Raw genomic sequence first — 22,492 nt, 5'->3', positions numbered from 1 at the left:
ATCGAGCAGTATAAGCTTTTTTTTAGCAATTTACAGTAAATTTTGCACATCATTTATAATACAGTGTAATAAACCTTAAATAAGGCGCTTATATTTAAAAAAAGCATAATATTTTTGCAACATGATAGAAGATAAAAATCCACAACGTACACCATTGAGTGAGCTTGGTGAGTTTAAGCTTATTGAACATTTAACCAGTCATTTTAAAATTAACCATAAATCAACAGTTAAAGGCATAGGAGATGATGCAGCTGTTTTAAGTTATGGTAAAAAGCAGATTGTGGTTTCTACTGATTTATTGGTAGAAGGAGTGCATTTTGATTTGAGTTATGTGCCATTAAAACATTTAGGTTATAAAGCAGTTATGGTTAATCTCTCAGATATTTATGCTATGAATGCCATGGCTACTCAAATAACAGTGTCTGTTGCAGTTTCTAATCGGTTTCCTTTAGAAGCTTTAGAAGAATTGTATTCAGGAATTACAACCGCAGCAAAATACTATAACATAGATGTTATTGGTGGTGATACTACATCGTCAACTTCAGGTTTAATTATTTCTATAACTGCTATAGGAGAAGTTGATAAAGGTAATGAGGTGTTAAGATCTGGGGCTCAGCCAAACGACCTTTTAGTTGTTACCGGTGATATTGGTGGTGCTTATATGGGCTTACAAATTTTGGAGCGCGAAAAAGAAGTTTTTAAAGTAAACCCTAATTCGCAACCAGATTTGTCTATGTATAACTACATTGTTGAGCGTCAATTAAAACCAGAAGCACGAAAAGATATTGTAGAGTTGCTTAAACAGCTAGAGGTTAAACCAACTAGTATGATTGACATTAGCGATGGATTATCTTCTGAAGTTATTCACTTATGTAAACAAAGTAAAGTAGGTGTTGATGTTTATGAAAACAAAATTCCGTTAGATCCACAAGTAATTTCTACATGTGAGGAATTTAACATTGATAGTACAACTATTGCATTAAATGGTGGTGAAGATTATGAGTTGTTGATGACAATTTCTCAAAAAGATTATCCTAAAATTAAAGGCAATCCTAATTTAACAGTAATTGGATATATAACAGAGGAAGCGAATGGAATGCATTTGGTAACTAGAGCTGAACAAAAAATTCCTATAATCGCTAAAGGTTGGAATGCTCTTAAAGATCAATCATAAAAAGCTTTCTGCTTTTTTCTAAGCGTTTATTATGAACGCGATTGAGTACAGAATTAATTTCTTTATATTTTGGTGTAAGCGGAATTAAATTGCCATTACCATCAATAGTCATTTCAGAATGACAACGTTTACACTTATACTCTTTTACATGATAGGTGACAACTTTAGAGACTTTATATTCATGCCCAAATAATGAGCAGTAAACGTTTTTCATTGTGAGAGTACTTTTCTTAGTTACGGATTAATTCAGTATAGGGACTTAAATATAAGAAAAAGAGTTGTTCACAAGTTTTCAACAATCAACAAATCGATGAACTGATAGATTTTTGCTTTAAACGTGTTAATTTGTTATTGTAGATACGCTCTAATGTAGAGTTTATTTCTTTGTGTTTGGGTGTAAGCTCAATTAATTTACCATTACTGCTAGTCGTCAACTGCTTTTTGCAACGCGTACAAGTGTACTCCTTAACGTGCTTGGTTACTTTTTTTGTAACCTCGTAGTTGTGTCCAAAAAAATCACAATAAATTTTTGTGGCTGACATGGTAGGTTAAGATTTATGATAAACTTTTTTAATTGTGCAATAAACTTAGAAAAATAAACGCAATAAAACGTTAATGAGAATTATTTTTCGATAAAAAGCAATAATAGGTAAGATAATTCTGGTATATTTTCAATATGACTCATATGTCCTTCAGATAATTCTTCAAATTGAATCGAAGTATTTTCAATACAATTTTTAAGACACGAACTATTAATTAGATTGTCTTTTTTTCCAACTATAATAAGTTTATGAGCGTTTAGTGTTTTAAAAGTTTCAAATCGATTAGGTCTTAATTTCATACCTTCATTAGCAGCAATATAACCTTGTACCGAAGTGTTAAGAGCTGTTTGCAATGCATTATTATATTCAGATTTAAAACTAATTCTGCTTTCAGTTGCAAATAAGTTAGCAAAAGACATGCGTACTAAATTTTCAAAATTAGTCTTTGCCATTTCATTAGCACGAGTACGTAACAATTTACGGTCTTCATTATCATCTTCAAAGGTGGAATTCATTAAACACAAGCCTTCAAACAATTGAGGTTCTTTTTCGGCTAATGCTAAAGCCACATAACCTCCCATGGAATGACCAATAAAGACACCCTTTTCAATGTTTAGATGATTTAATACAGCAAAAACAGCACCTGCCATATCTTCCATAGTATGTACATAGCCTAAGCAATCTGTTTCTCCATGTCCTAATAAATCTATGCAAACTACTTGATGACTTCTCGAAAATTCTGGTACTATTTCTTTCCACATGGCAACAGTTTCTAAAAACCCATGAAGTAAAACTACTGTAGAACCTTCTCCAGAAACTGTGTAATGAACCGCTATGTTTTTATAATCTAAAATCATGGCTGCAAAGATATATTTTGAAAGTAGTTTAACAATTCAATCATCCGTAACATTTATTATATTTGAAGCTATTCATTTTAAATTAAGAATCCCATGTTTTTAAAACGACTACTGATCTTAGCTTTATTTTTAAGTAGCATAAGCTTGTCTGCTCAATTGAAAGAAGCTCAAATTGATAAATTGATTAAAGAAACGCTTACAACTTTTGATGTACCAGGTATTTCTGTTGGTGTTTATAAAGACGGTAAAGAAGTGTATGCTAAAGGCTATGGAGTACGTTCTTTAACCAGTAAAAAAGACATGAATTCAAACACTTTAGTTGGTGTTGCTTCTAACAGCAAAGGGTTTACCTGTTTTGCGTTGGCAATGATGGTCGATGACGGGAAACTTAATTGGGATGATCCTGTAAGAAAACATATACCAGAATTTCAACTACACGATGCTTGGGTTACTGAGCATTTTACTGTTAGAGATTTAGTAACTCATAGAAGCGGAATGGGATTAGGAGCAGGAGACTTAATGTTCTTTCCTGAAGGCAATGATTTTTCAGTTCAGGATATAATTGATAAGGTAAAATATTTAGAGCCTGAAACTTCTTTCCGAAGCAAATTCGCCTACAATAACAACATGTTTATCATAGCTGGTGAAGTTTTGAAACGTGTAAGTGGATTATCTTGGGAAGATTTTATTGAAACTAAAATTATGAAACCTGTTGGGATGAAAAATTCTAAGGCATCTTATAATCGTGTTACCGACAAATCGAATATTATTGAAGCGCATACTAGAGCGGAAGGCAAAGTAATTCAGATTCCACACGATTGGAGCGAAACTGCAAATGCAGCAGGTGGTATTGTGAGTAATGTTCATGATATGATGGCATGGGCAAAATTTTTAATGAACGATGCTGTAACCGAAAGCGGAGAACGTTTGTTAAGTGAAGCCCAATTTCATGAGCTTTGGCAATTGCAAACTCCGTTAAAAGTGAGAGCTAACGACACTTACGACTCTAACTTTAAAGGCTATGGTTTAGGTTGGTTTGTTACTGATGTAAAAGGAGGATACAAACAAGTGTATCATACAGGAGGATTGATAGGAACCGTAACACAGTTTACTATGATTCCAGATTTAGATTTGGCTATTGTGGTACTAACCAACCAAATGAATGGCTCTGCATTTAGTACAATTACCAATACTATTAAAGATTCGTATTTAGGTTATGAAGATAGAGCTTGGTTGCAACGTTTAGGGAAACGTAATGCAGATTATTTAAAATATAATGACAGCTTAAAAGCTGAGGTTTTTGCTAAAGTAGAAAAAGCAAAAATGCATTTAACCATTCCAGCACCAGAACAAATTGTTGGTACTTATACGGACGATTGGTTTGGTGATATTGTTATTTCTCACGACGGAAAAAAATACAGTATCAAATGTGTGCGTTCGCCAAGATTGTTTGGTGAATTACTACCGTACAATGCTACAACTTTTGTTGCCAAGTGGAACGATAGAAGTTACGATGCAGATGTATTTGTACAATTCACTTTTAATGAAAATGAAAAAGCAGTTTCTGCCACAATGAAATACATTGCACCAATCACAGATTTCAGTTTCGATTTTCATGATTTAGAACTTAAAAAGACCCATTAATCAAAGAATAAACAGAGAATTCAATGAAGTATATGGGAAGCAAAGCACGCTTTGCTAAAGATCTTTTACCAATAATTTTAAAGGATAGACAAGTCGATCAAGTTTATTTAGAACCATTTGCTGGTGGTATGAATATGATAGATAAGGTTGACGGTATTCGTATTGCTAACGATCAGCACCAAGAGTTAATGGCAATGTGGCAAGCCTTGATTTACGAGAATTGGGATCCGCCAAAATCCGTAAGTGAAGAAGAATACCGACACATAAAATATAACCAAAGCGAGTATCCAAAGCATTTGGTTGCTTATGTTGGGTTTAACTCGTTTGGCGGCAAATGGTTTGCAGGTTACCGACGCGATAAACAAGGGAAACGTGATTATTGGTCTGAGCATTACCGAAACATTACCAAACAAGTGCCCAATTTAGAAGGAGTGCAATTGTCTTGCAAATCCTATCTCGATTTAGAGATTCCAGAAAACAGTATCATCTACTGCGATCCTCCTTATGCATCTACGACTAAATACAGAGATAAGTTTAACCATGATGTCTTTTGGGAATGGTGCAGACAACAAAGTAAAGCGGGTCACCAAGTCTTTATAAGCGAATACAATGCACCTGAGGACTTTAAATGCATTTGGGAAAAAGGGGCTAAAACTACCTTTTCCTGGCATGCTAAAAACCTATCCACTAAAGAAAGTGTGGAGCGGTTGTTTGTGTTTACGAAGTGATTTTATATAATTTTTTTCTTAATTCTTCTAGAGTAAGAGTTATACCTTTCTTTCTATGCAGCATTCTGTGACAGTTTGCACATAAAACGGCTAAATCTTTATAAGGATCAGTTTCATATTTCTCGCCTTTTAATTCTGATAATGGTTTTACATGATGTACTTCTGCAAATTCCTTTCCCCAATCACCATAAGTTAATTCAAAATCAAAATTACAAACTTGACATTTATATCCATGTATATTCAACGCCTCTTGTCTTAATTTTGGACTTCTCTCTATAGTTTTGGATATTCTAACTTTTATTCCTCCCTCAGTTCTGGTTTTATTCGAATCACTCCCAGCATTATCTTCAGCAATTAAATCATTAAATATAACAGGCTTTATTTTATAATCAATATCTAAATAAGACTTAATTATAGACCAAATTTGAATTTCATCTTTATTGATAAATTCACTGTAAACATCAGCAGAAAAGCCAGTTAAGTTAGCTGGATTACCGTCTTCATCTTTCCAACCCTCTCTGTTGGTTTCAGGAAAATAACTATCGAAACCATCTCTTGAATTTTTTAAGCTGTGCTCAAATTCTAATACAGCTCTATCTCCATTTAAGGTGTCATAAAACATTCTATAAGCTTCATTCCATTTATCCGTGCCTAATCTTTTTGGTGGATATTGTTTCCCATATTTAGATAAATAATAACCAACTTGAATTAATTCTTTTGAACGTTCTGCCATAATAATTTAATTTTTAGACATTGGATTATACTTTAATTCCAAACTTCTTCAACTTTTTTAAAGACTCATCAACTATTTTCATTCTTTTCAGGTCAATGTTTTCTTTTCTTTTAAGCTTTTGTCTAACGGTTTTAATTACACTTAATTCTTTAAAAGTAAGTGAACCCGTTTGCTCTCCTAAATCAATTATCTGACTCCACATAGAACTATCAATTAAAAGAAGTCTATTGTACAATGCGGATGGATCAATTCTTTCACCTTCATCAAGTTGACTTAAAATTGTAATATCTTTAAAATTGACTTTTAATTGTTCTAACTTCTTAATAATTCTAACTCCAACTGAAATTTCATTTTCTGTAAAATTTCCAGAAAACTTCATTTTTCTCCGAATGCTTGACAACATATTATCTTCATACTTTGATAATATATTAGTTCTAATATTATACTTGAATAGGCCATCCCAGAATCTAAGGCCTAAATCTGAAATACGCTTTAAATTATCATATTTACGTATTTCTGCACTATCGTCTTCATTCTCCTCATATCTTTGTTTGTATTCCTTTTCATCTACGATATATGGTTTTAATATCTCAAGATTAAAAGGGCATTTTTTTTGTTCTAATAACTTGATCCAAGTCTTTTCCGATTTTGCTGCTTCACTAATCAGTAAAACATTTAATGATGTAAAAAACCTATATACATAGATTAAGCCCTTTTTTAATTCTATTTGGAATGATTCATCTATAACTTGCTTATTCCATATTTTTCCTAAATTAATTTTTCCATCGGTTAATTCATGCAAAAGAGATAAAGTGTAAGCAACTGTGTGGGATTTAATATTTGTATCACCTATCGGATCTTGATTCTTTCTTCCAAAAAGTTTATCAGTTGCCTTAAACAGTATTGCATTAGCAACTATGTCTTCCCACATTATACGAGTAGGTTTCTTTTTTTTATATTCTTTTTCAGCTTCTCTAAGGTAAATATTGTAATTCTTCTGTGCTCCCTTAGAAACATGATATGGTATTCTATTATAAATATTCATGTACTTAGCTACTTCAGATTTTAATATCTTCTGAGAGGTTGGATATTTCAATTTAAATGCTCTTTGTTTGCCAGCAGTAGGTTCTTTATTTAATGACTCTTTATATTGCCCTTTAACTCTTTCAAAAAACCAAATAGATTGTTTGTTTCTATCATCTGGATTAATGGCATAAGTTGTTCTTGATAATTCTTCAAGTTTTATTAAGAAAGCATTATTAGAACTTAAATCAAGCTCTGAAACCTTATTTTGACTATTAGCATAGCGAGAAATATTCGGTACCATTTCGTTCTTTTTTTCTTCATCTTTGATAACTGTCAATTTCATTTGAACGAAGACTTCGGAAAGGTCTGATTTGAATTTTTTGAATGTATGAAAAAGAGAGGCCGTTGTTTGCCCACCGTTTACGATCTGAAAATCTTTAACACTTGTAATAAAATTTTGACCTTGAATTTGTTCAGTTTTCACATCTATTGCTGTAGTAGCTAAACCATTATTATAAGGTAAAAACATTTCTGGATTATAGCGAATCGTATCTCTAATACCACGATTAACTTTTCCGGTTTGTTGCAAAAATGCTCTCACATTACTTTCTAATAATCTTGTACCATAATTCTTGTATAAAGCAGCAAGGGTATCTCCTGAAACAATTGCTAAATAACATTCGTAAAGATCATTCTTTGATGGCATTTCTAAACAAGGAATAGTAACACCTAAAGTTTCTTTAAAATCAATTTCAATGGGCTCTCTATTATATTTTGATTGAGATAAACGATGTAATCTCTCTAAGTCCCATATATGAACATTCACTAAAAGATCATCGAATCCTTTAATTTTAGTTTTAGGTGCGTCAAAAGGAATATTGCCATTAGATACTACAAAGATATTTATTCTAATAAAATCCTTATTGTGCTTTTTCATAAGACTAGCTAAACCATGTGCTTCAGTCGAAGGCTCAATTTCATTTAAATGCCCTTTTAATGCTGCATTTAAAAATTTAGTTGACCATTTTAATAATCCGTCAAACTCAGGCTTTCTTAAAAAGTAAATTTCATTTGTGTCTGAATAATGAGTAATAAAAAGGTCTACACTTTCAAACCCATCTTCAATGGAATAACCATTAATTTTAAGATCAATATTTTCGAAACGGTTCTCTTTAACATATGGACATAATCTTATGCCTTCTGTTTCTCCAGCTTCCGCCAAAATCTCCATTATATATTCAGTGAACTTGTCCTCTTTAGAAGCGCCATTTTCATCGGAATAGGCTAATGAATTTACTTCATGAAAAACTTCTTGTGTGTATTGTTCTAATTCGAAATCAGAATGTTGAGTTTTTGTATTACTCATATCATTTTACTTATAACAGTTTCGAGCTTAGCTTCAAAAGGCTCTAGAGCCGTGAGATCTATTTGATACTTTACATTATGAATAGCGTCATTGCTAATCGTATCATTAATCAACACAGGAAAACCATTTTGGACTCTATATGCTCTTTGAGAACGAATAACAAATCCTATTTCATTATAATGCTTCTCTTCTCCAAAAGGAATTCCTACTAGATTTAGTTTTTCTTCAAATAAACGTAGTAAATTAGGATGCTTTACTATTTTTAATTTGATATCTTCAATTAATTTTTCTAAAGTATTTGAATCATTATTTAACTCATCTATGTGAATAACATGTAAATAAAGGTTATCTAAGATTGTCCAATCTAATTGTAACTCGCTAGCAATATTAACTGTTGGTTTGGTTGCCTTAGAACTTTTAACTTCAACTGCTGATAGTCCATTACTAAAATCTTGATTTGAACCGTCAGGTCCCGTCCAAGTTGAAATTGTCTGAACAAAATCGTTAGATTGGTTCAATAGAGAGTTTAAAAATGTTAACTCTCCATAAAGACCTCTTTGTCTCTCTTTGGAAAGCAATTCACCTTTTATCTTTGCAAATAGTTTTCTCCAATATTCAACTTTTTCATTTAGGACTAATGGAATATCATTTTCATCATTTGTAGTTTTAAGGCTTCTAATCAAATCTTCAAGAAAAAGTATAAATACATCCAATAAATCATTGTCTGAAAGTATAATGGTAATGTCTTTCCTATCTTTTTTAGAATCTAAAACTCTAATCTCAACTCCATGAAAACGCTTCAAATAGTTCTTATGAATTTGCGTTCCTTTATCTAATTCAATTTGAAACATTTTTGCATTTGACGCACCAATTCGACCTACAAAACAATTAAGACTTTCATTAACAAAAAAATGCTCACGTATTGTGAATGAACCCGAATTCAATTCTTGATTAATCCAGATGTTTTTAATATTATTCATCGTCTGATTTATCATCACTTTCTTGAGGTTCTTCTTCAAAATCAGGATTTAACGGTCTAGCCGCATATTCAAATTTCTTCTCTGATTCAATTATTGGAAAAATTATACCTAGACCGATAATTGGTAAATTATTTTCTATCCCACTATAATCAGAAGAATCAATTGGCAAAATCACTATCAAAGGTTGTTGCAACTTTTTCCTAATTTCTTTTAAATCATCTTCACTTGGTTTCTCTCCGATCTTTAGTCCCAAATCAACCATCCTATGTTCCTTACCTAATATTGCATTTTTGCTTCCTTTCACAGATAATTGTTTAGTTTCATTGCCTACGAAAGATCGAGTAGGTAATCCAGCATTAAATTCTCCTCCAGACCATTTCCATTTTTCTTTTTTACTATCATTTCTAGAATTTACCCAAACTGCTAATGACCATTTTTGAAGAAGCCCTTCATTATTTTGTTTATCAATGTAAGATTTCATAATATCCAAGCGATGTATTGGTGTTTTGAAACTTGAAATGAAATCTAAAATCTTAACAGAGTCAACCTTATTCCAAAGTAATGCATTGACCTTATTCTGTCCAGTTTTAATTTTTTGAGGTGTTGTATTAAGACGTGAAAGCAAATACTTAAAAACTTTATAATTAGAATTTACATCAGCCTTATTAAAAGTATATGTTTGAATTAGCTTACCAGAAAAGCCAACCTGAATCTTCTCATGTTCCCTCATTTTTGTTAACGATGTCACCATTAACATACCTGGGTGTGTACGGACCTTCAATTGATAATCTTTAGGCACCATATTATTTGCTGCCATTTCATCAAAATCGTTACGCATCTCCTCTGTCGCCATTGTTACATGCCTATACCAATTAATCAATTGAGATGTAGTGTATAATCTGCACAAGTCCGCATAACCAGGTCTATACCCAAACCATCTACCCATTTGCATAAGTGAATCATACATTCTAGTTGTTCTTAAATAATAACTGACGGATAGCCCCTCAAGTGTAATTCCTCGAGCTAACTTGTTACCACCTACTGCAATTACTGAAAGCCCTACTTTTTTGTGAGCCTCATAATCAATCTCTTCAATTCTATGATATTCGAGTGCGCTTGTTTTCTTCAAACCATGTACTGAACGTACTTCGATTTTAGTTACGGCAGCAATTAATTCCGACTTTACTTCTTCCCAAGTATGCGTCTTTATTTTTGGATCGTTATAAGCGATATTGTCCTTAACATCTTTAGTTGTAGGCATATAGTCATTATAGAACATCTCTTCAAGGTCATATAAGATGTTTCCTTGACCTGATTTAATTTGATTTTTATATCCTCTTAATATTTCATTTACTATCCAAGCAATTCTATCAATCCATAAAACTCTCAACGCAACATGGACCAACATAGAGGAATGTTTATTTCCATGTCCTCTCAACCTTCGAATAGCGTTCGTTAAAATAAATGCTTTGATTGCCTTTTTTAAAGTTACAGGAACATCATCTGGTAAATCTTCTGCATTATGTTTATTGATTTTTTTTGGAATCCACGGTTCCTGATCTTCAGCAAACCTAATTATATTCAAACCTTCAGCTGCTTCTCCTGTATTTTCATTCTCAAATCCAAAAACTTGAGCTGCTCCTAAATAGTTTGAAGGTGGTGGAATATTTACAATGAAATCTCTTGGGAACAAATCTTCTCCCACTTTTAACTTAACATCTTTAACATACGTTTCAAGGTCCTCACTCCAAGAAGATGGAATATATAAATTAGCATAAGGTGTGGCAGTATATCCTATAAAAGTGTTTTGATTGAATAGATTCAATAAGGTTCTAATTAAGCGGTTAATTGTTCTTACATCGTATTGGGTTCCAGAATTTACAGATGCATTATCTGCTTCATCATCAATCACTAACATTGGAACATCCATTAATTTTCGCTCACCATTAACGTCAGAAGCAAATTGATTAAGCCAAAGGATTAAGTTTTCTAAAATACTTTTATTCTTTTTGATAACCAGAACAGTAGGGCTTTTACCTCCAATAGGAACATTTATTCTACTAGCAATTGATCGATTAAAATCACCTTTGTTATCAGACGAAGTATAAGAATATATTTCCGTATCACATGCATATTTTCCAACACCTACTTTTACATTTCTCTGGCGCATTATAAAGTCTGAACTCTTTCTACCAATATATCCTTCATCAACTCTTAATTGAGTTTGAGATCTTAGAGAGTTATGAATACCTGCGATAACTATTATAAGCTTATAACCAGCGTCTGTTGCTTTATTGATTAATCCAGTATAGTTAGCCGTTTTACCTGATTGCACATTACCAACAACCATTCCTCTTCTATCCCAACTTCCTTTTATTTTAGGATTTACACACTTATCTAAGATTTTGTCAGTTAAATCATCAACACTATCTACTGGGAAAGATCCATCTTTAGCTCTTAGATATAATTTATAACGATCCCATAATTGCCACTTAACAGATGCTTTGATATCACTTAACCAGGGTTTTACGTCCTTTTCTACTAATTCTGTAGCTTTACCTGAATATATATTTAAATCAGCTTCCAACTGGATGATTAAATCATCTCTATCAACCTTATCAAATCCATTCATCTTAAACACATTGTTAATCTCCTTTTGAAGAATATCTGTATTTAATTGTTCCTTATCGTATTTTGCAAGAAGAACATGAGCAATATTTCTTGCACTTTCAAATTGATTCATTAATTAAAGTATTGTTCCAATTCTGGGAATTGATTAAAGGGTTCTATGTTAAAAATTTGTTTAATTGCAATTTGATTATTTAATCCTTGAGACTTAAGAGATTTATACATTAATGTTGCAACTTCGATTGTTCCTTGGTCCAATTCCTTGGCTGAATCTCTTAATTCATGACTTTCGGGTTCTTCACTGTGAAACTGAATAATTGACTCAACAGGTGTTGTTTCTCCAATAAGTCTTAAAACAGACTTCATTTCTTTCTTAGAAATAGTTTCCTTTTCTAGTAAATTCTTAATAATAGGATGGTCCTGATTTATATAATAATGTCTCGATTCATCTCTTGTCTTTCTTGCTTTCCAAATAGGTTGAAAATCAAATGAAGTGATAGTGTCATCTAACATAATCTGGTTGCCTCTAAACTTATGAATTGAACCTGCCTTAGATCGAGTTAGCTTACCTAATCTTATGAGATCTTTTCTAACATTAAAGGAAGGTGTGGCAGTCGCTTTTTTTATATCTATTTTCCAATCGTGGTCTAATTTATTTGGAATATCAATTAATATTCTTGCGTTTTTAAAATGTTCATTTTTTGAGAACAAACCAAGCCAATCGCCATGTAAGAGTAATCGGTTTTGACGATATATATAAAATCCTTGAAGTTTATACCATTCTTCAGTCTTTGCCTTTTTCCTTTCTTCAATTGTTAATTTAGAAATATGAGGTAAAACGTAACATTTAACACTCACTTGACCTTTGTCTAAGGATTCATGTGCTACAAATTGACCTCCATCAGATTGCTTCATAAAAGGGTCCCATGGTTCTAACTTATTGCCATTTAAATAAAGTGTAACCCTTTTTTGTTCCATATATCTATGGAAAACAAGGCTTAAATGATCTTCGACTGAAGCGAATTCATCAAGAAAAACATTCATAGCGGCTTCGTTGTTCTTGTTGGTATTCCCAACAAGTCGATCCATCTTTTCCCATATCACAGTTGTGCCAGAGTTTAATTCCTCTAACTTATTTGCAAGTGATTTGTCCGACAGATAGTCTAATAGGGACCATTTCTTTGTTTTGTTTACATAATCTAGATCCCAACAACGATTAATAACCTTAAAACCTTCACTTTTAGTGGCAACTGTCAATCTCTTGCACTGAGAGAAGGATGACGTTTTTAAACCAAGTCCAAATCTACCTAGATCATGTTCTTCACGATCGTCTTTTGGATCACGGCTTCCAGGTGTCATCGCTAATTTTAATTCGTCAAGTTTCATTCCTAATCCATCATCGGTAATTGTTACCCATGAATCCGCTCCATCCCATTTGTATTCTATCCAAATATTTTCAGCCTTTGCTGAAATACTATTATCAATTATATCAGCAATAGCAGTTCTTAAATTATAGCCAAAGGCGCGAAAAGTATTAATCATCGCACTTGCTTCAGGTGGTGTTTCTTCTTGTGATATATTATTAAAATCTATATCCATTAACCATTTTTTTGATTTAAAATATTTACTACTATTTCTGATATTTGAAATGCCAAATAAGGTGGCACTGCATTACCAACCTGATGATATTGAACTGTTCTACTTCCTCTAAACAAGTAGTTATCTGGGAATGTTTGAATTCGTGCTGCCTCTCTAACTGTTAAAGAACGACATTGAGAGGTGTCATAGTGAATAAAATAGTGTCCATCTTTTGAAATATGGCTGGTTACTGTTGTTGCTGGTTTATTTGGAACCTGTACCCTAAAACGGTCCGCAAATTTTCCTGATTCCGCACTTGCATGATCTGGTAATAAATCTTTACTATGACTTGCATAATCTTTTAAACGAGGAAATCTCTCGTGTTTTTCTACGTAGAGCCCAGCAAATAAATAACGCATTAAATCTTGGGTTAAATGTGATCGAGATTGATGATTAATCATTCCTTTCAGTCTTTTGTCAACAAACCAATCCTTAAGTACATGATTTCTAGCAATAACATTATTGGCCTTAATAAACTCAGCTCCTGTACCTTCTTCAATATTCTTTGGTCCTGAAGACAATCCGTTTAACTCTAATTCTCCCCATTTCTTAATTTGCTTAATGTTTTGTGACATTTCTTTTAACCAAGCAGAATCTGAATCGACAAGATTTTGATATAGTCTTTTTGGTTTACCATTTTTATAAACTTCGTTATCATGATAACTCGTAAACCTTCTATTTAATCCACTTCTGACAGCTGGCAAATTTCCTATCACAGATTTTAAGGTGACTTCCTTTTTCTCCTTTAAATAATCACCTAAATGTTTGTAATCCTTTCTTATACCTAATAAGATAACTCTATGCCTCATTTGAGGTACTCCAAATTTTTCAGACTTAATTAGAAAATCTGAATCTTTTTCAATGGGTTTAACTAAAGAATGAATACTATAGTTATTGCCAACTTTCAAATCCCTTTTCATCCAATCAAAGACCTTCTCACCGTCAACTTTAGCGGATAATAGACCCTTTACGTTTTCCATTACAAAAACAGAAGGTTTATGCCTTTTTATAATTCTAAGATATTCTTCATATAAATAAACTCTATGATCTTCTTTTTTTATACCTCCAACCCTAGATCTTCCTGCATTAGAATAGGCTTGGCATGGAGGCCCACCAATTAAAACCCAATTATTAACATTTCCTAATTGGTCTTTAATTATTCTATCTACCCTTTTGGCAGGCCATTTTTTAGACCCTAACTCAATTAATTTCGCTTCGTTTCTTGCAATAGTTCCCTCCTCATATTTATCTAACATTTTCTCAATAAGGATTTCTCTTTTTGAAATATCAGACACCCTCAATGCATTATAATAGTCTTCAGGCACCTTTTTATTGTCTTTAACAAATTGCCTAAAAAAACTTCTTAATGTCAGTGTTTTGTGAGCATTTATATCCTTTTCTATGGAGAGTTTTATATCGAAAATAGATTTACCTTCATTATCTTTTATGGACATGAAACCTTCACCAAGACCGCCAGGCCCTGCGAATAAATCTATAATTGGAATTTTATTATGCATAGACACCTTTCATTATCTGTTAAATAAAAACAGAAATGTTTGTTATAAAATAAGAAAACAAGAATTAATTCTAAGGGATATTAAAGATAGAAAAAGCTCACAAACTACAAAGTGACTTTTATCATATAATTATTTTGACGACCTCAAAATTAAAGCGAAAATTACGCTGCTTTTATAGATTTCTTTTACGTTAAACCGTAAAATAATTTAAGAATTCATCAAATCCTCAATCTCTTCCACTTCAATTGGTATATTACGCATTAAGTTAAACGGTTCGCCAGTTTCTTGTATTACTACATCATCTTCTAAACGGATTCCAAAACCTTCGTCTGGGATATAAATACCAGGTTCTACCGTAAAGACCATATTAGCTTGCATTGGTTCGTGTAATAAACCATAATCGTGAGTGTCTAAACCAATATGATGCGATGTACCATGCATAAAGTATTTCTTATACGCTGGCCAATCTGGGTTTTCGTTTTGTACATCGGCTTTATCAATTAGTCCTAAGCCTAAAAGTTCAGAAGTCATTAGCTTACCAACTTCAACATGGTATTGTTCCCAAAGCGTTCCTGGAACTAACATTTTTGTAGCTTCATCTTTTACTCTATTAACCGCATTATAAACCGCTTTTTGTCTGTCGGTAAATCTCCCAGAAACAGGTATGGTACGCGTCATATCGCTAGAGTAATTGGAGTATTCTGCACCAACATCCATTAAAATTAAATCGCCAGCTTTACATTGTTGGTTGTTTTCAATATAATGTAAGACATTAGCATTATTTCCTGCTGCAATAATTGGTGTATAAGCAAAACCTTTAGAACGGTTATTTAAAAACTCGTGCATAAACTCTGCTTCAATATTATATTCCCAAACGTCTGGTTTTACAAAATTAAGCACACGTCTAAAGCCTCTCTCGGTAATATCACAGGCTTTTTGCATAATATCTAATTCTATTGGGTCTTTAACAGAACGTAAGCGTTGTAAAATAGGATTACTCTTGGCAACAGCATGTGCAGGATATTTATCTTTTAACCATTTGGTAAAACGATCTTCGCGTGTTTCGGTTTCTACACTAGCTCTGTAATGTTCGTTGGTATTAATGTAAACGGTATCGCATTGCGTCATCAATTCAAACATCACTTTTTCCATGTCCTGTAACCAATACACGGTTTTTATACCAGAGGTTTTTAAAGCAGCTTCCTTAGTTAATTTTTCACCTTCCCAAACAGCAATATGTTCATTGGTTTCTTTTAGGAATAGTATTTCACGATGTTTTTCTTTTGGAGAATCTGGAAACATTACTAAAATACTTTCTTCCTGATCTACACCACTGAGATAAAAAATATCACGATGCTGGGCAAATGGTAAAGTACTATCTGCACTAACAGGATATATATCATTAGAGTTAAATACCGCTAAACTATTTGGCTTCATTTGAGCCATAAAATTTTTACGATTTTTTATAAAGAGGTTGCGGTCTATTGGAAGATATTTCATCAGAAAAAGTTATTTTTTATTCCCAAGCGTTACAATGAACTTATCAAAGTGAAAGAGGGAATTTTATTAATATTAATTGTACGTCATACTGAACTTACCGAAGTATTTTAATGTCAGTTTGAGAGTTTTCTTAGATTACGTTTATAAATAAATTCAAGAATATTATATCGAGAACAAGTACGATAAAAATTCCTCTATATAGGCTCAAATTGACGATAAAACTTCAGTCCATCAAAAATAAACAAAGAAAACGTCAGGTAAAAGCTGAAAAGCGTTTTCTGTTAAACTTTAAATATGAATTTTGTGAGTTTTGGCATTATGAGTAAATTCATGGCTCTAAAAAACCAACAACATGTCGTACACAAAAATCCTATCTTTTTTTCTCTGCCTTGGTACAGCTATAAGCTTTGCGCAACAACCGTCAACTTCTGCTGAAACTATAAAGCAAGCTTTAGCTAAAAAAAGCGCTATGGCAAAAACATCTATAGTTAAAAATGTGCCGTTTAAAAATATTGGACCAACCATAATGAGTGGTCGTGTGGTTGATGTGGATGTGAATCCTGAAATGCCTTCAGAATTTTATGTAGGCTATGCCTCAGGTGGTGTTTGGCATACCACAAATAATGGTACTACGTTTACACCTGTTTTAGATAACTCAGACACTCAAAATGTTGGTGATATAGCTGTGCATTGGCCAACACGCACATTATATGTTGGGACAGGTGAAAATAATGCATCACGTTCTTCTTATGCTGGTATTGGACTTTTAAAATCAACCAATAATGGCAAAACATGGGAAAACTTAGGACTTATGGATGCGCACCATTTTGCACCAATTTTAATTCACCCAGACAATGCAGATGTTATTACGGTTGGTGTAACAGGGCATTTATATTCACCCAATAAAGAACGAGGTATTTATAAAACCACTGACGGAGGAAAAACTTGGAAACAAACGCTTTTCGTTGATGATATGAGTGGTGTTATTGATTTGCAACATAGTCCTAATAATTACAATGTGATGTATGCGACTTCGTGGACTAAGGATAGAAAAGCTTGGAATTTTACAGGAAATGGTACTAATTCTGCAATTTACAAAAGCACAGATGCTGGAGAAACTTGGGTAAAAGTATCTGCCAAAAAAAGTGGCTTTCCAACAGGAGAAGGTGTTGGTAGAATTGGTGTAGCTGTGTTTAATGATAATGTGGTATATGCCATTCACGATAATCAGTTTAGAAGACCAAAAGATGATAAGAAAGAAGAAAAGCAAGGTTTAACAAAAGAGGATTTTAAAACCATGTCTAATGCGGATTTTTTAGCGCTTGAGGACAAAAAGCTAAATGCCTTTTTAAAAACCAATAATTTTCAGGAAAAATATAGAGCAGAAAACGTAAAGCAAATGGTACGTTCTGGTAATGTAAAGCCAATAGATTTAGCTAAATATTTAGAGGATGCTAATTCGATGCTATTTGATACTCCTGTAATTGGTGCTGAGGTTTATAAAAGTACTGATGGTGGCAAAACATGGCAAAAAACGCACGACGATTATTTAGATGGAATTTACTACAGTTATGGGTATTATTTTGGGCATATCCATGTGTCTCCAGCTAATGAAGATCATATATACATTTATGGAGTGCCAATTCTAAAATCTAAAGACGGAGGAAAAACATTTACATCAATTAGTGCTGAGAATGTGCATGCAGATCATCATGCATTGTGGATTAATCCTAAAAATCCAAACCACATGGTAGATGGTAATGATGGAGGTGTAAATATTACTTACGATGATGGTGAAAACTGGATAAAGAACAATTCACCATCCGTTGGACAATTTTATGCTATAAATGTAGATAATGAAAAACCATATAATGTTTATGGTGGTTTACAAGACAATGGTGTTTGGTTTGGTGCTAATAATGCCAGAGAAGACAAAGCTTGGTATCAAGAAGGGCAATATCCATGGAAATTTATAATGGGAGGTGATGGTATGCATATACAAATAGATAATCGTAATTCTAACATTGTATATGCAGGTTATCAGTTTGGAAATTATTATAGATTGAATCTTGAAACAGAAGCACAAACGTACATTCAACCAAAACATACTTTGGGAGAAAACCCATATCGTTTTAATTGGCAGACACCAATTTTATTATCGTCGCACAATCAGGATATTTTGTATTTAGGAGGCAATAAGTTGATGCGTTCTATGAATCAAGGTAGCGATTGGGAAGCTATTAGTGACGATTTAACCAAAGGAGGCAAAAAAGGAAATGTAGCTTATGGTACATTAACGTCTATTTCTGAAAGTCCATTTCAATTTGGATTGATTTATACAGGAAGCGATGATGGTTTAGTTCATATTACCAAAAATGCAGGTGGAAGTTGGACTAATATTTCAAATGCTTTTCCGAAAGATTTATGGGTAAGTCGTGTGATTGCATCACAGCACAAAAAAGAGCGTGTTTATGTAACATTGAATGGTTATCGTTGGGATGATTTTAAAGTTTATGTCTATATGAGTGATGATTATGGTAAAACATGGAAAGATATAAGTAGCAACATACCAGCTTCACCAGTAAATGTGATAAAAGAAGATTCTGAAAATGAGGACATACTATATCTAGGTACAGATAATGGTGCTTATGTGTCTTTCGATATGGGAAATCATTGGGAAGTGTTTTCTAAAGGAGTTCCAAATGTAGCAGTACACGATATTGTAATTCAGCCAGAAGCAAAAGATCTGCTATTAGGCACGCATGGAAGAAGTATTTATAAAACAAATATTAAAGCTTTACAGCAAATGAATGCAGATGTAAAGTCACAGCCAATTACCATTTTTGATATGCGTACAGTGCATCATTCTAACCGTTGGGGAAGTTCTTGGAGTCAATGGTCAGATGCATATGAACCAAAAGAAACGATTCAATTTTATAGCAATACATCTGGGGAAAAAACGATTAAAATCTTATCAGAAGAAGGTGCAGAGCTTAGTAGTATAACTATGATGGTTGATAAAGGATTTAATTATGCAGATTACGATTTAACCTTAACTAAAAAAGGAAAAAAAGCCTTACAAAAAGAAAATAAAGAATTGAACGTTGATAAATCTGGTAACGGAAAATATTATTTGCCAAAAGGCATTTATACAATACAGATTAATGATGCCAAAACTAAATTAGAAATTAAATAAATACCCAATTAATTATGAAAAAACTTACACTATTAGTAGCAGTGTTATTTACACTTGTTTCTTGTAAAAATGACGACGACAATAATACTGCTTCTATTGACATGGATTTACTTTCAGGACAATGGTTTAGAGCAGATTTATGTCCTAGTCAAAACAATATTATATTTAATTTAGAGGGTACTTATATACATACTACTTCTGGCAATCCTTGCGATAATAACGATAATGATACGATTCAATATTCTGGAACTTTTGAAATGGATGGTGTTAATTTGTCTTTTAATCAACAATCTTCAGTTGTCATTGAGGAAGGTGATGAACAATCGATATCAATAGGAGATCTTAATACTATGATAGCTCAACGAATAGTAATACTCACAGATAATGAATTGGTCATTGAAAGAGAATTTACGGATGATCCTATTTTCCAAAATTGGCGATTTACTAGATAAGAAATTAATTTCTAAAATGATTAGAAAGTTATAAATAATCTATTTTTTAAATACTTCTTTTATCTTGAAAGAGAGTGAGTTAATGTAGGTTGTAATTGCAAACCATTTTGCTTTTTAGTAAGCTAATAATATTTGTCTAAAGAGACAGGTTTTATGCTTATCTAATTAAAACCATTCTAAATAAGTAATTATGATAAAGGTCAGTTGTTAATGCGTTTTTAGAGCCTTATTTTTGTAAAAATATATATAAACTACTAACAACTATGAGTGGATTTTTCAAATCTTCAATAGGAAGAAAGGTAGCCATGGCGCTTTCTGCATTCTTCCTCATGTTTTTCCTAATTATTCATTTAGCGGTCAATATCACTTCCCTTTTTAGTGTGGAGTTATTTAACCAATTATCTCACTTTATGGGAACAAATCCTTTAGTGCAATTGGCACTTCAACCAGTATTGGTTATTGGTGTGGTATTCCATTTTGTTATGGGATTTGTATTAGAATTAAGAAACAGAAAAGCAATTGGTGTAAAATATGCCAAAAACAATGGTGCAGCTAATTCTTCTTGGATGAGTAGAAATATGATCTATAGCGGATTGGCAATTTTAGCATTTTTAGTGCTTCACTTTATTGATTTCTGGGTTCCAGAAATGAACGTAAAGTATATTCAAGGTGATATGTCTGGACTTATTGAAGGAACTCAAGAGTTTAGATACTTTGAAGAATTACAACATAAATTTGTAAGCCCTATTCGTGTAGCTGCTTATGTTATTGCATTTGTGTTTTTAACATTACACTTATTACATGGATTTACTTCTGCTTTCCAATCTATGGGTTCTACAGCTGGTCGTAAAAAAGCATTGATCACTTTTGGAAAAGTATATTCTTATTTAATTCCATTAGGATTTATCATCGTAGCAGTATATCATCATTTTAACCATTAATCTTAAATTATTATGGCTTTAGATTCAAGAACACCAAAAGGTCCAATTAAAGATAAATGGACAACTTATAAAGATAAAATTGACTTAGTAAACCCAGCAAACAAGCGTCTTATTGATGTTATAGTTGTTGGAACTGGACTTGCAGGAGGTTCTGCTGCTGCAACATTAGCTGAGTTAGGATATAACGTAAAAGCATTTGCATATCAAGATTCTCCACGTCGTGCGCACTCTATTGCAGCACAAGGAGGGATCAATGCAGCAAAGAATTACCAAGGAGATGGTGATTCAACATATAGATTATTCTATGATACTGTAAAAGGAGGAGATTATCGTTCGCGTGAAGCTAACGTATATCGTCTTGCTGAAGTATCTGCAAATATTATCGACCAATGTGTGGCACAAGGTGTGCCTTTTGCACGTGATTATGGTGGATTATTAGACAACCGTTCGTTTGGAGGTGTATTAGTATCTCGTACATTCTATGCCAAAGGACAAACTGGTCAACAATTATTATTAGGAGCATATTCGGCAATGAACCGCCAAATTGCTCGTGGTAAGATCCAAATGTACAACCGTCATGAAATGTTAGATGTTGTAGTAGTAGACGGAAAAGCAAGAGGAATTATCACAAGAAACTTAATCACTGGTGAGATTGAGCGTCATTCAGCACATGCTGTAGTGATTGCTTCTGGTGGTTACGGAAATGTATATTTCTTATCTACTAACGCAATGGGTTCTAATGCTACTGCAGCATGGAAAATCCATAAAAAAGGAGCGTATTTCGCTAATCCTTGTTATACACAAATTCACCCAACATGTATTCCACGTTCTGGTGACTACCAATCAAAGTTAACTTTGATGTCTGAGTCACTTCGTAATGATGGTCGTATTTGGGTGCCTAAGAACATGGATGATGTGATGGCAATTAGAGAAGGTCGTAAAAAACCAACTGAGTTGTCTGAAGATGAAAGAGATTATTACTTAGAAAGACGTTATCCTGCATTTGGTAACTTAGTGCCACGTGATGTTGCATCTCGTGCTGCAAAAGAGCGTTGTGATGCTGGTTATGGTGTTAATGCAACTGGTGAAGCAGTATACTTAGATTTTGCATCTGCGATTCAACGTTACGGAAAAGAGCAAGCTAAAATTCAGGGTATTGATAATGCTTCTGCAGCAAAAATTACTGAGCTTGGAGAGAAGATTGTTGAAGCTAAATACGGAAACTTATTCCAGATGTATGAGAAGATCGTTGATGAGAATCCATACAAAACACCAATGATGATTTATCCTGCAACACACTATACAATGGGTGGAATTTGGGTAGATTATAACTTAATGACAACAATTCCTGGATGTTATGCTATTGGAGAAGCTAACTTCTCTGATCATGGTGCTAACCGTCTTGGAGCTTCTGCATTAATGCAAGGATTAGCAGATGGATATTTCGTATTACCATATACAATTGGTGATTACTTAGCTGATGATATTAGAACAGGACCTATTTCTACAGAAACTAAAGAATTTGAAGCTGCTGAAAAATCAGTAAGAGAGCGTATCGATTTCTTTATGA

Annotated in this window: 17 protein-coding genes; 7 read left to right on the top strand and 10 right to left on the bottom strand. The window is 33.0% G+C overall.

What is annotated here, in order from left to right; all coding sequences use genetic code 11:
* The first annotated feature begins 121 nt into the window (after positions 1-121).
* Entirely contained in the window at positions 122-1,174 is a 1,053-nt protein-coding gene (gene thiL / locus N4A42_RS00265) for a thiamine-phosphate kinase (RefSeq protein WP_294068369.1), read from the top strand.
* Here thiL and N4A42_RS00260 read toward each other — a convergent pair.
* From N4A42_RS00260 to N4A42_RS00250, 3 genes are all read right to left on the bottom strand, one after another.
* On the bottom strand, positions 1,158-1,388 hold the full coding sequence (locus N4A42_RS00260) for a hypothetical protein (protein WP_294068367.1): 231 nt from the start codon (positions 1,386-1,388) through the stop codon (positions 1,158-1,160). The genes thiL and N4A42_RS00260 overlap by 17 nt on opposite strands.
* An 85-nt stretch (positions 1,389-1,473) precedes the next feature.
* Positions 1,474-1,716 carry a hypothetical protein gene (locus N4A42_RS00255; protein WP_294068365.1) on the bottom strand — a complete coding sequence of 81 codons (243 nt, stop codon included), beginning with the start codon at positions 1,714-1,716 and terminating at the stop codon, positions 1,474-1,476.
* An 80-nt stretch (positions 1,717-1,796) separates the two neighbouring features.
* Positions 1,797-2,573, bottom strand: a complete 777-nt coding sequence (locus N4A42_RS00250; RefSeq protein ID WP_294068363.1) for an alpha/beta hydrolase — start codon at positions 2,571-2,573, stop codon at positions 1,797-1,799.
* A gap of 93 nt (positions 2,574-2,666) precedes the next feature.
* Between N4A42_RS00250 and N4A42_RS00245 the strand changes: the two genes are divergently transcribed.
* Both N4A42_RS00245 and N4A42_RS00240 read left to right on the top strand, forming a co-directional pair.
* Positions 2,667-4,217 carry a serine hydrolase gene (locus N4A42_RS00245; RefSeq protein ID WP_294068361.1) on the top strand — a complete coding sequence of 517 codons (1,551 nt, stop codon included), beginning with the start codon at positions 2,667-2,669 and terminating at the stop codon, positions 4,215-4,217.
* Positions 4,218-4,240: 23 nt separating this feature from the next.
* Positions 4,241-4,945, top strand: a complete 705-nt coding sequence (locus N4A42_RS00240; RefSeq protein WP_294068359.1) for a DNA adenine methylase — start codon at positions 4,241-4,243, stop codon at positions 4,943-4,945.
* Here the strand turns inward: N4A42_RS00240 and N4A42_RS00235 are convergent.
* From N4A42_RS00235 to N4A42_RS00205, 7 genes are all read right to left on the bottom strand, one after another.
* A complete protein-coding gene (locus N4A42_RS00235; RefSeq protein WP_294068357.1) occupies positions 4,935-5,678 on the bottom strand; it encodes an HNH endonuclease in 744 nt (247 codons plus the stop codon). The two genes, N4A42_RS00240 and N4A42_RS00235, sit on opposite strands and share 11 nt — an antisense overlap.
* A 25-nt stretch (positions 5,679-5,703) precedes the next feature.
* Complete coding sequence (locus N4A42_RS00230) at positions 5,704-8,070, bottom strand: AIPR family protein (protein WP_294068355.1); 2,367 nt, start codon at positions 8,068-8,070, stop codon at positions 5,704-5,706.
* Positions 8,067-9,050, bottom strand: a complete 984-nt coding sequence (locus N4A42_RS00225; RefSeq protein WP_294068353.1) for a PD-(D/E)XK motif protein — start codon at positions 9,048-9,050, stop codon at positions 8,067-8,069. Before N4A42_RS00225 ends, N4A42_RS00230 begins: the two co-directional genes overlap by 4 nt.
* Positions 9,043-11,793, bottom strand: a complete 2,751-nt coding sequence (locus tag N4A42_RS00220) for a Z1 domain-containing protein (RefSeq protein WP_294068351.1) — start codon at positions 11,791-11,793, stop codon at positions 9,043-9,045. Before N4A42_RS00220 ends, N4A42_RS00225 begins: the two co-directional genes overlap by 8 nt.
* Positions 11,793-13,277, bottom strand: a complete 1,485-nt coding sequence (locus N4A42_RS00215; protein ID WP_294068349.1) for an ATP-binding protein — start codon at positions 13,275-13,277, stop codon at positions 11,793-11,795. The genes N4A42_RS00220 and N4A42_RS00215 overlap by 1 nt, the downstream gene beginning before the upstream one ends.
* Positions 13,277-14,833, bottom strand: coding sequence for a DNA cytosine methyltransferase (locus N4A42_RS00210; RefSeq protein ID WP_294068347.1), 1,557 nt, complete (start codon positions 14,831-14,833; stop codon positions 13,277-13,279). Before N4A42_RS00210 ends, N4A42_RS00215 begins: the two co-directional genes overlap by 1 nt.
* A gap of 207 nt (positions 14,834-15,040) precedes the next feature.
* Positions 15,041-16,333, bottom strand: coding sequence for an aminopeptidase P family protein (locus N4A42_RS00205; RefSeq protein ID WP_294068346.1), 1,293 nt, complete (start codon positions 16,331-16,333; stop codon positions 15,041-15,043).
* Positions 16,334-16,685: 352 nt separating this feature from the next.
* Here N4A42_RS00205 and N4A42_RS00200 point away from each other — a divergent pair, with 352 nt between their 5' ends.
* The 4 genes from N4A42_RS00200 to N4A42_RS00185 form a co-directional block, all read left to right on the top strand.
* Positions 16,686-19,529 carry a glycosyl hydrolase gene (locus tag N4A42_RS00200; protein WP_294068345.1) on the top strand — a complete coding sequence of 948 codons (2,844 nt, stop codon included), beginning with the start codon at positions 16,686-16,688 and terminating at the stop codon, positions 19,527-19,529.
* A 14-nt stretch (positions 19,530-19,543) separates the two neighbouring features.
* Positions 19,544-19,981 (top strand): hypothetical protein, encoded by a 438-nt coding sequence (locus tag N4A42_RS00195; protein WP_294068344.1) that lies wholly within the window; start codon positions 19,544-19,546, stop codon positions 19,979-19,981.
* Between the two features lie 263 nt (positions 19,982-20,244).
* Positions 20,245-20,922 (top strand): succinate dehydrogenase cytochrome b subunit, encoded by a 678-nt coding sequence (locus N4A42_RS00190; RefSeq protein WP_294068343.1) that lies wholly within the window; start codon positions 20,245-20,247, stop codon positions 20,920-20,922.
* Between the two features lie 12 nt (positions 20,923-20,934).
* A partial coding sequence (locus tag N4A42_RS00185; protein ID WP_294068341.1) for a fumarate reductase/succinate dehydrogenase flavoprotein subunit occupies positions 20,935-22,492 on the top strand: 1,558 nt, incomplete at its 3' end.

The organism is Winogradskyella sp. (assembly GCF_025210595.1).
Lineage (GTDB): Bacteria > Bacteroidota > Bacteroidia > Flavobacteriales > Flavobacteriaceae > Winogradskyella.
This window is presented reverse-complemented; position numbering and strand designations above follow the sequence as displayed.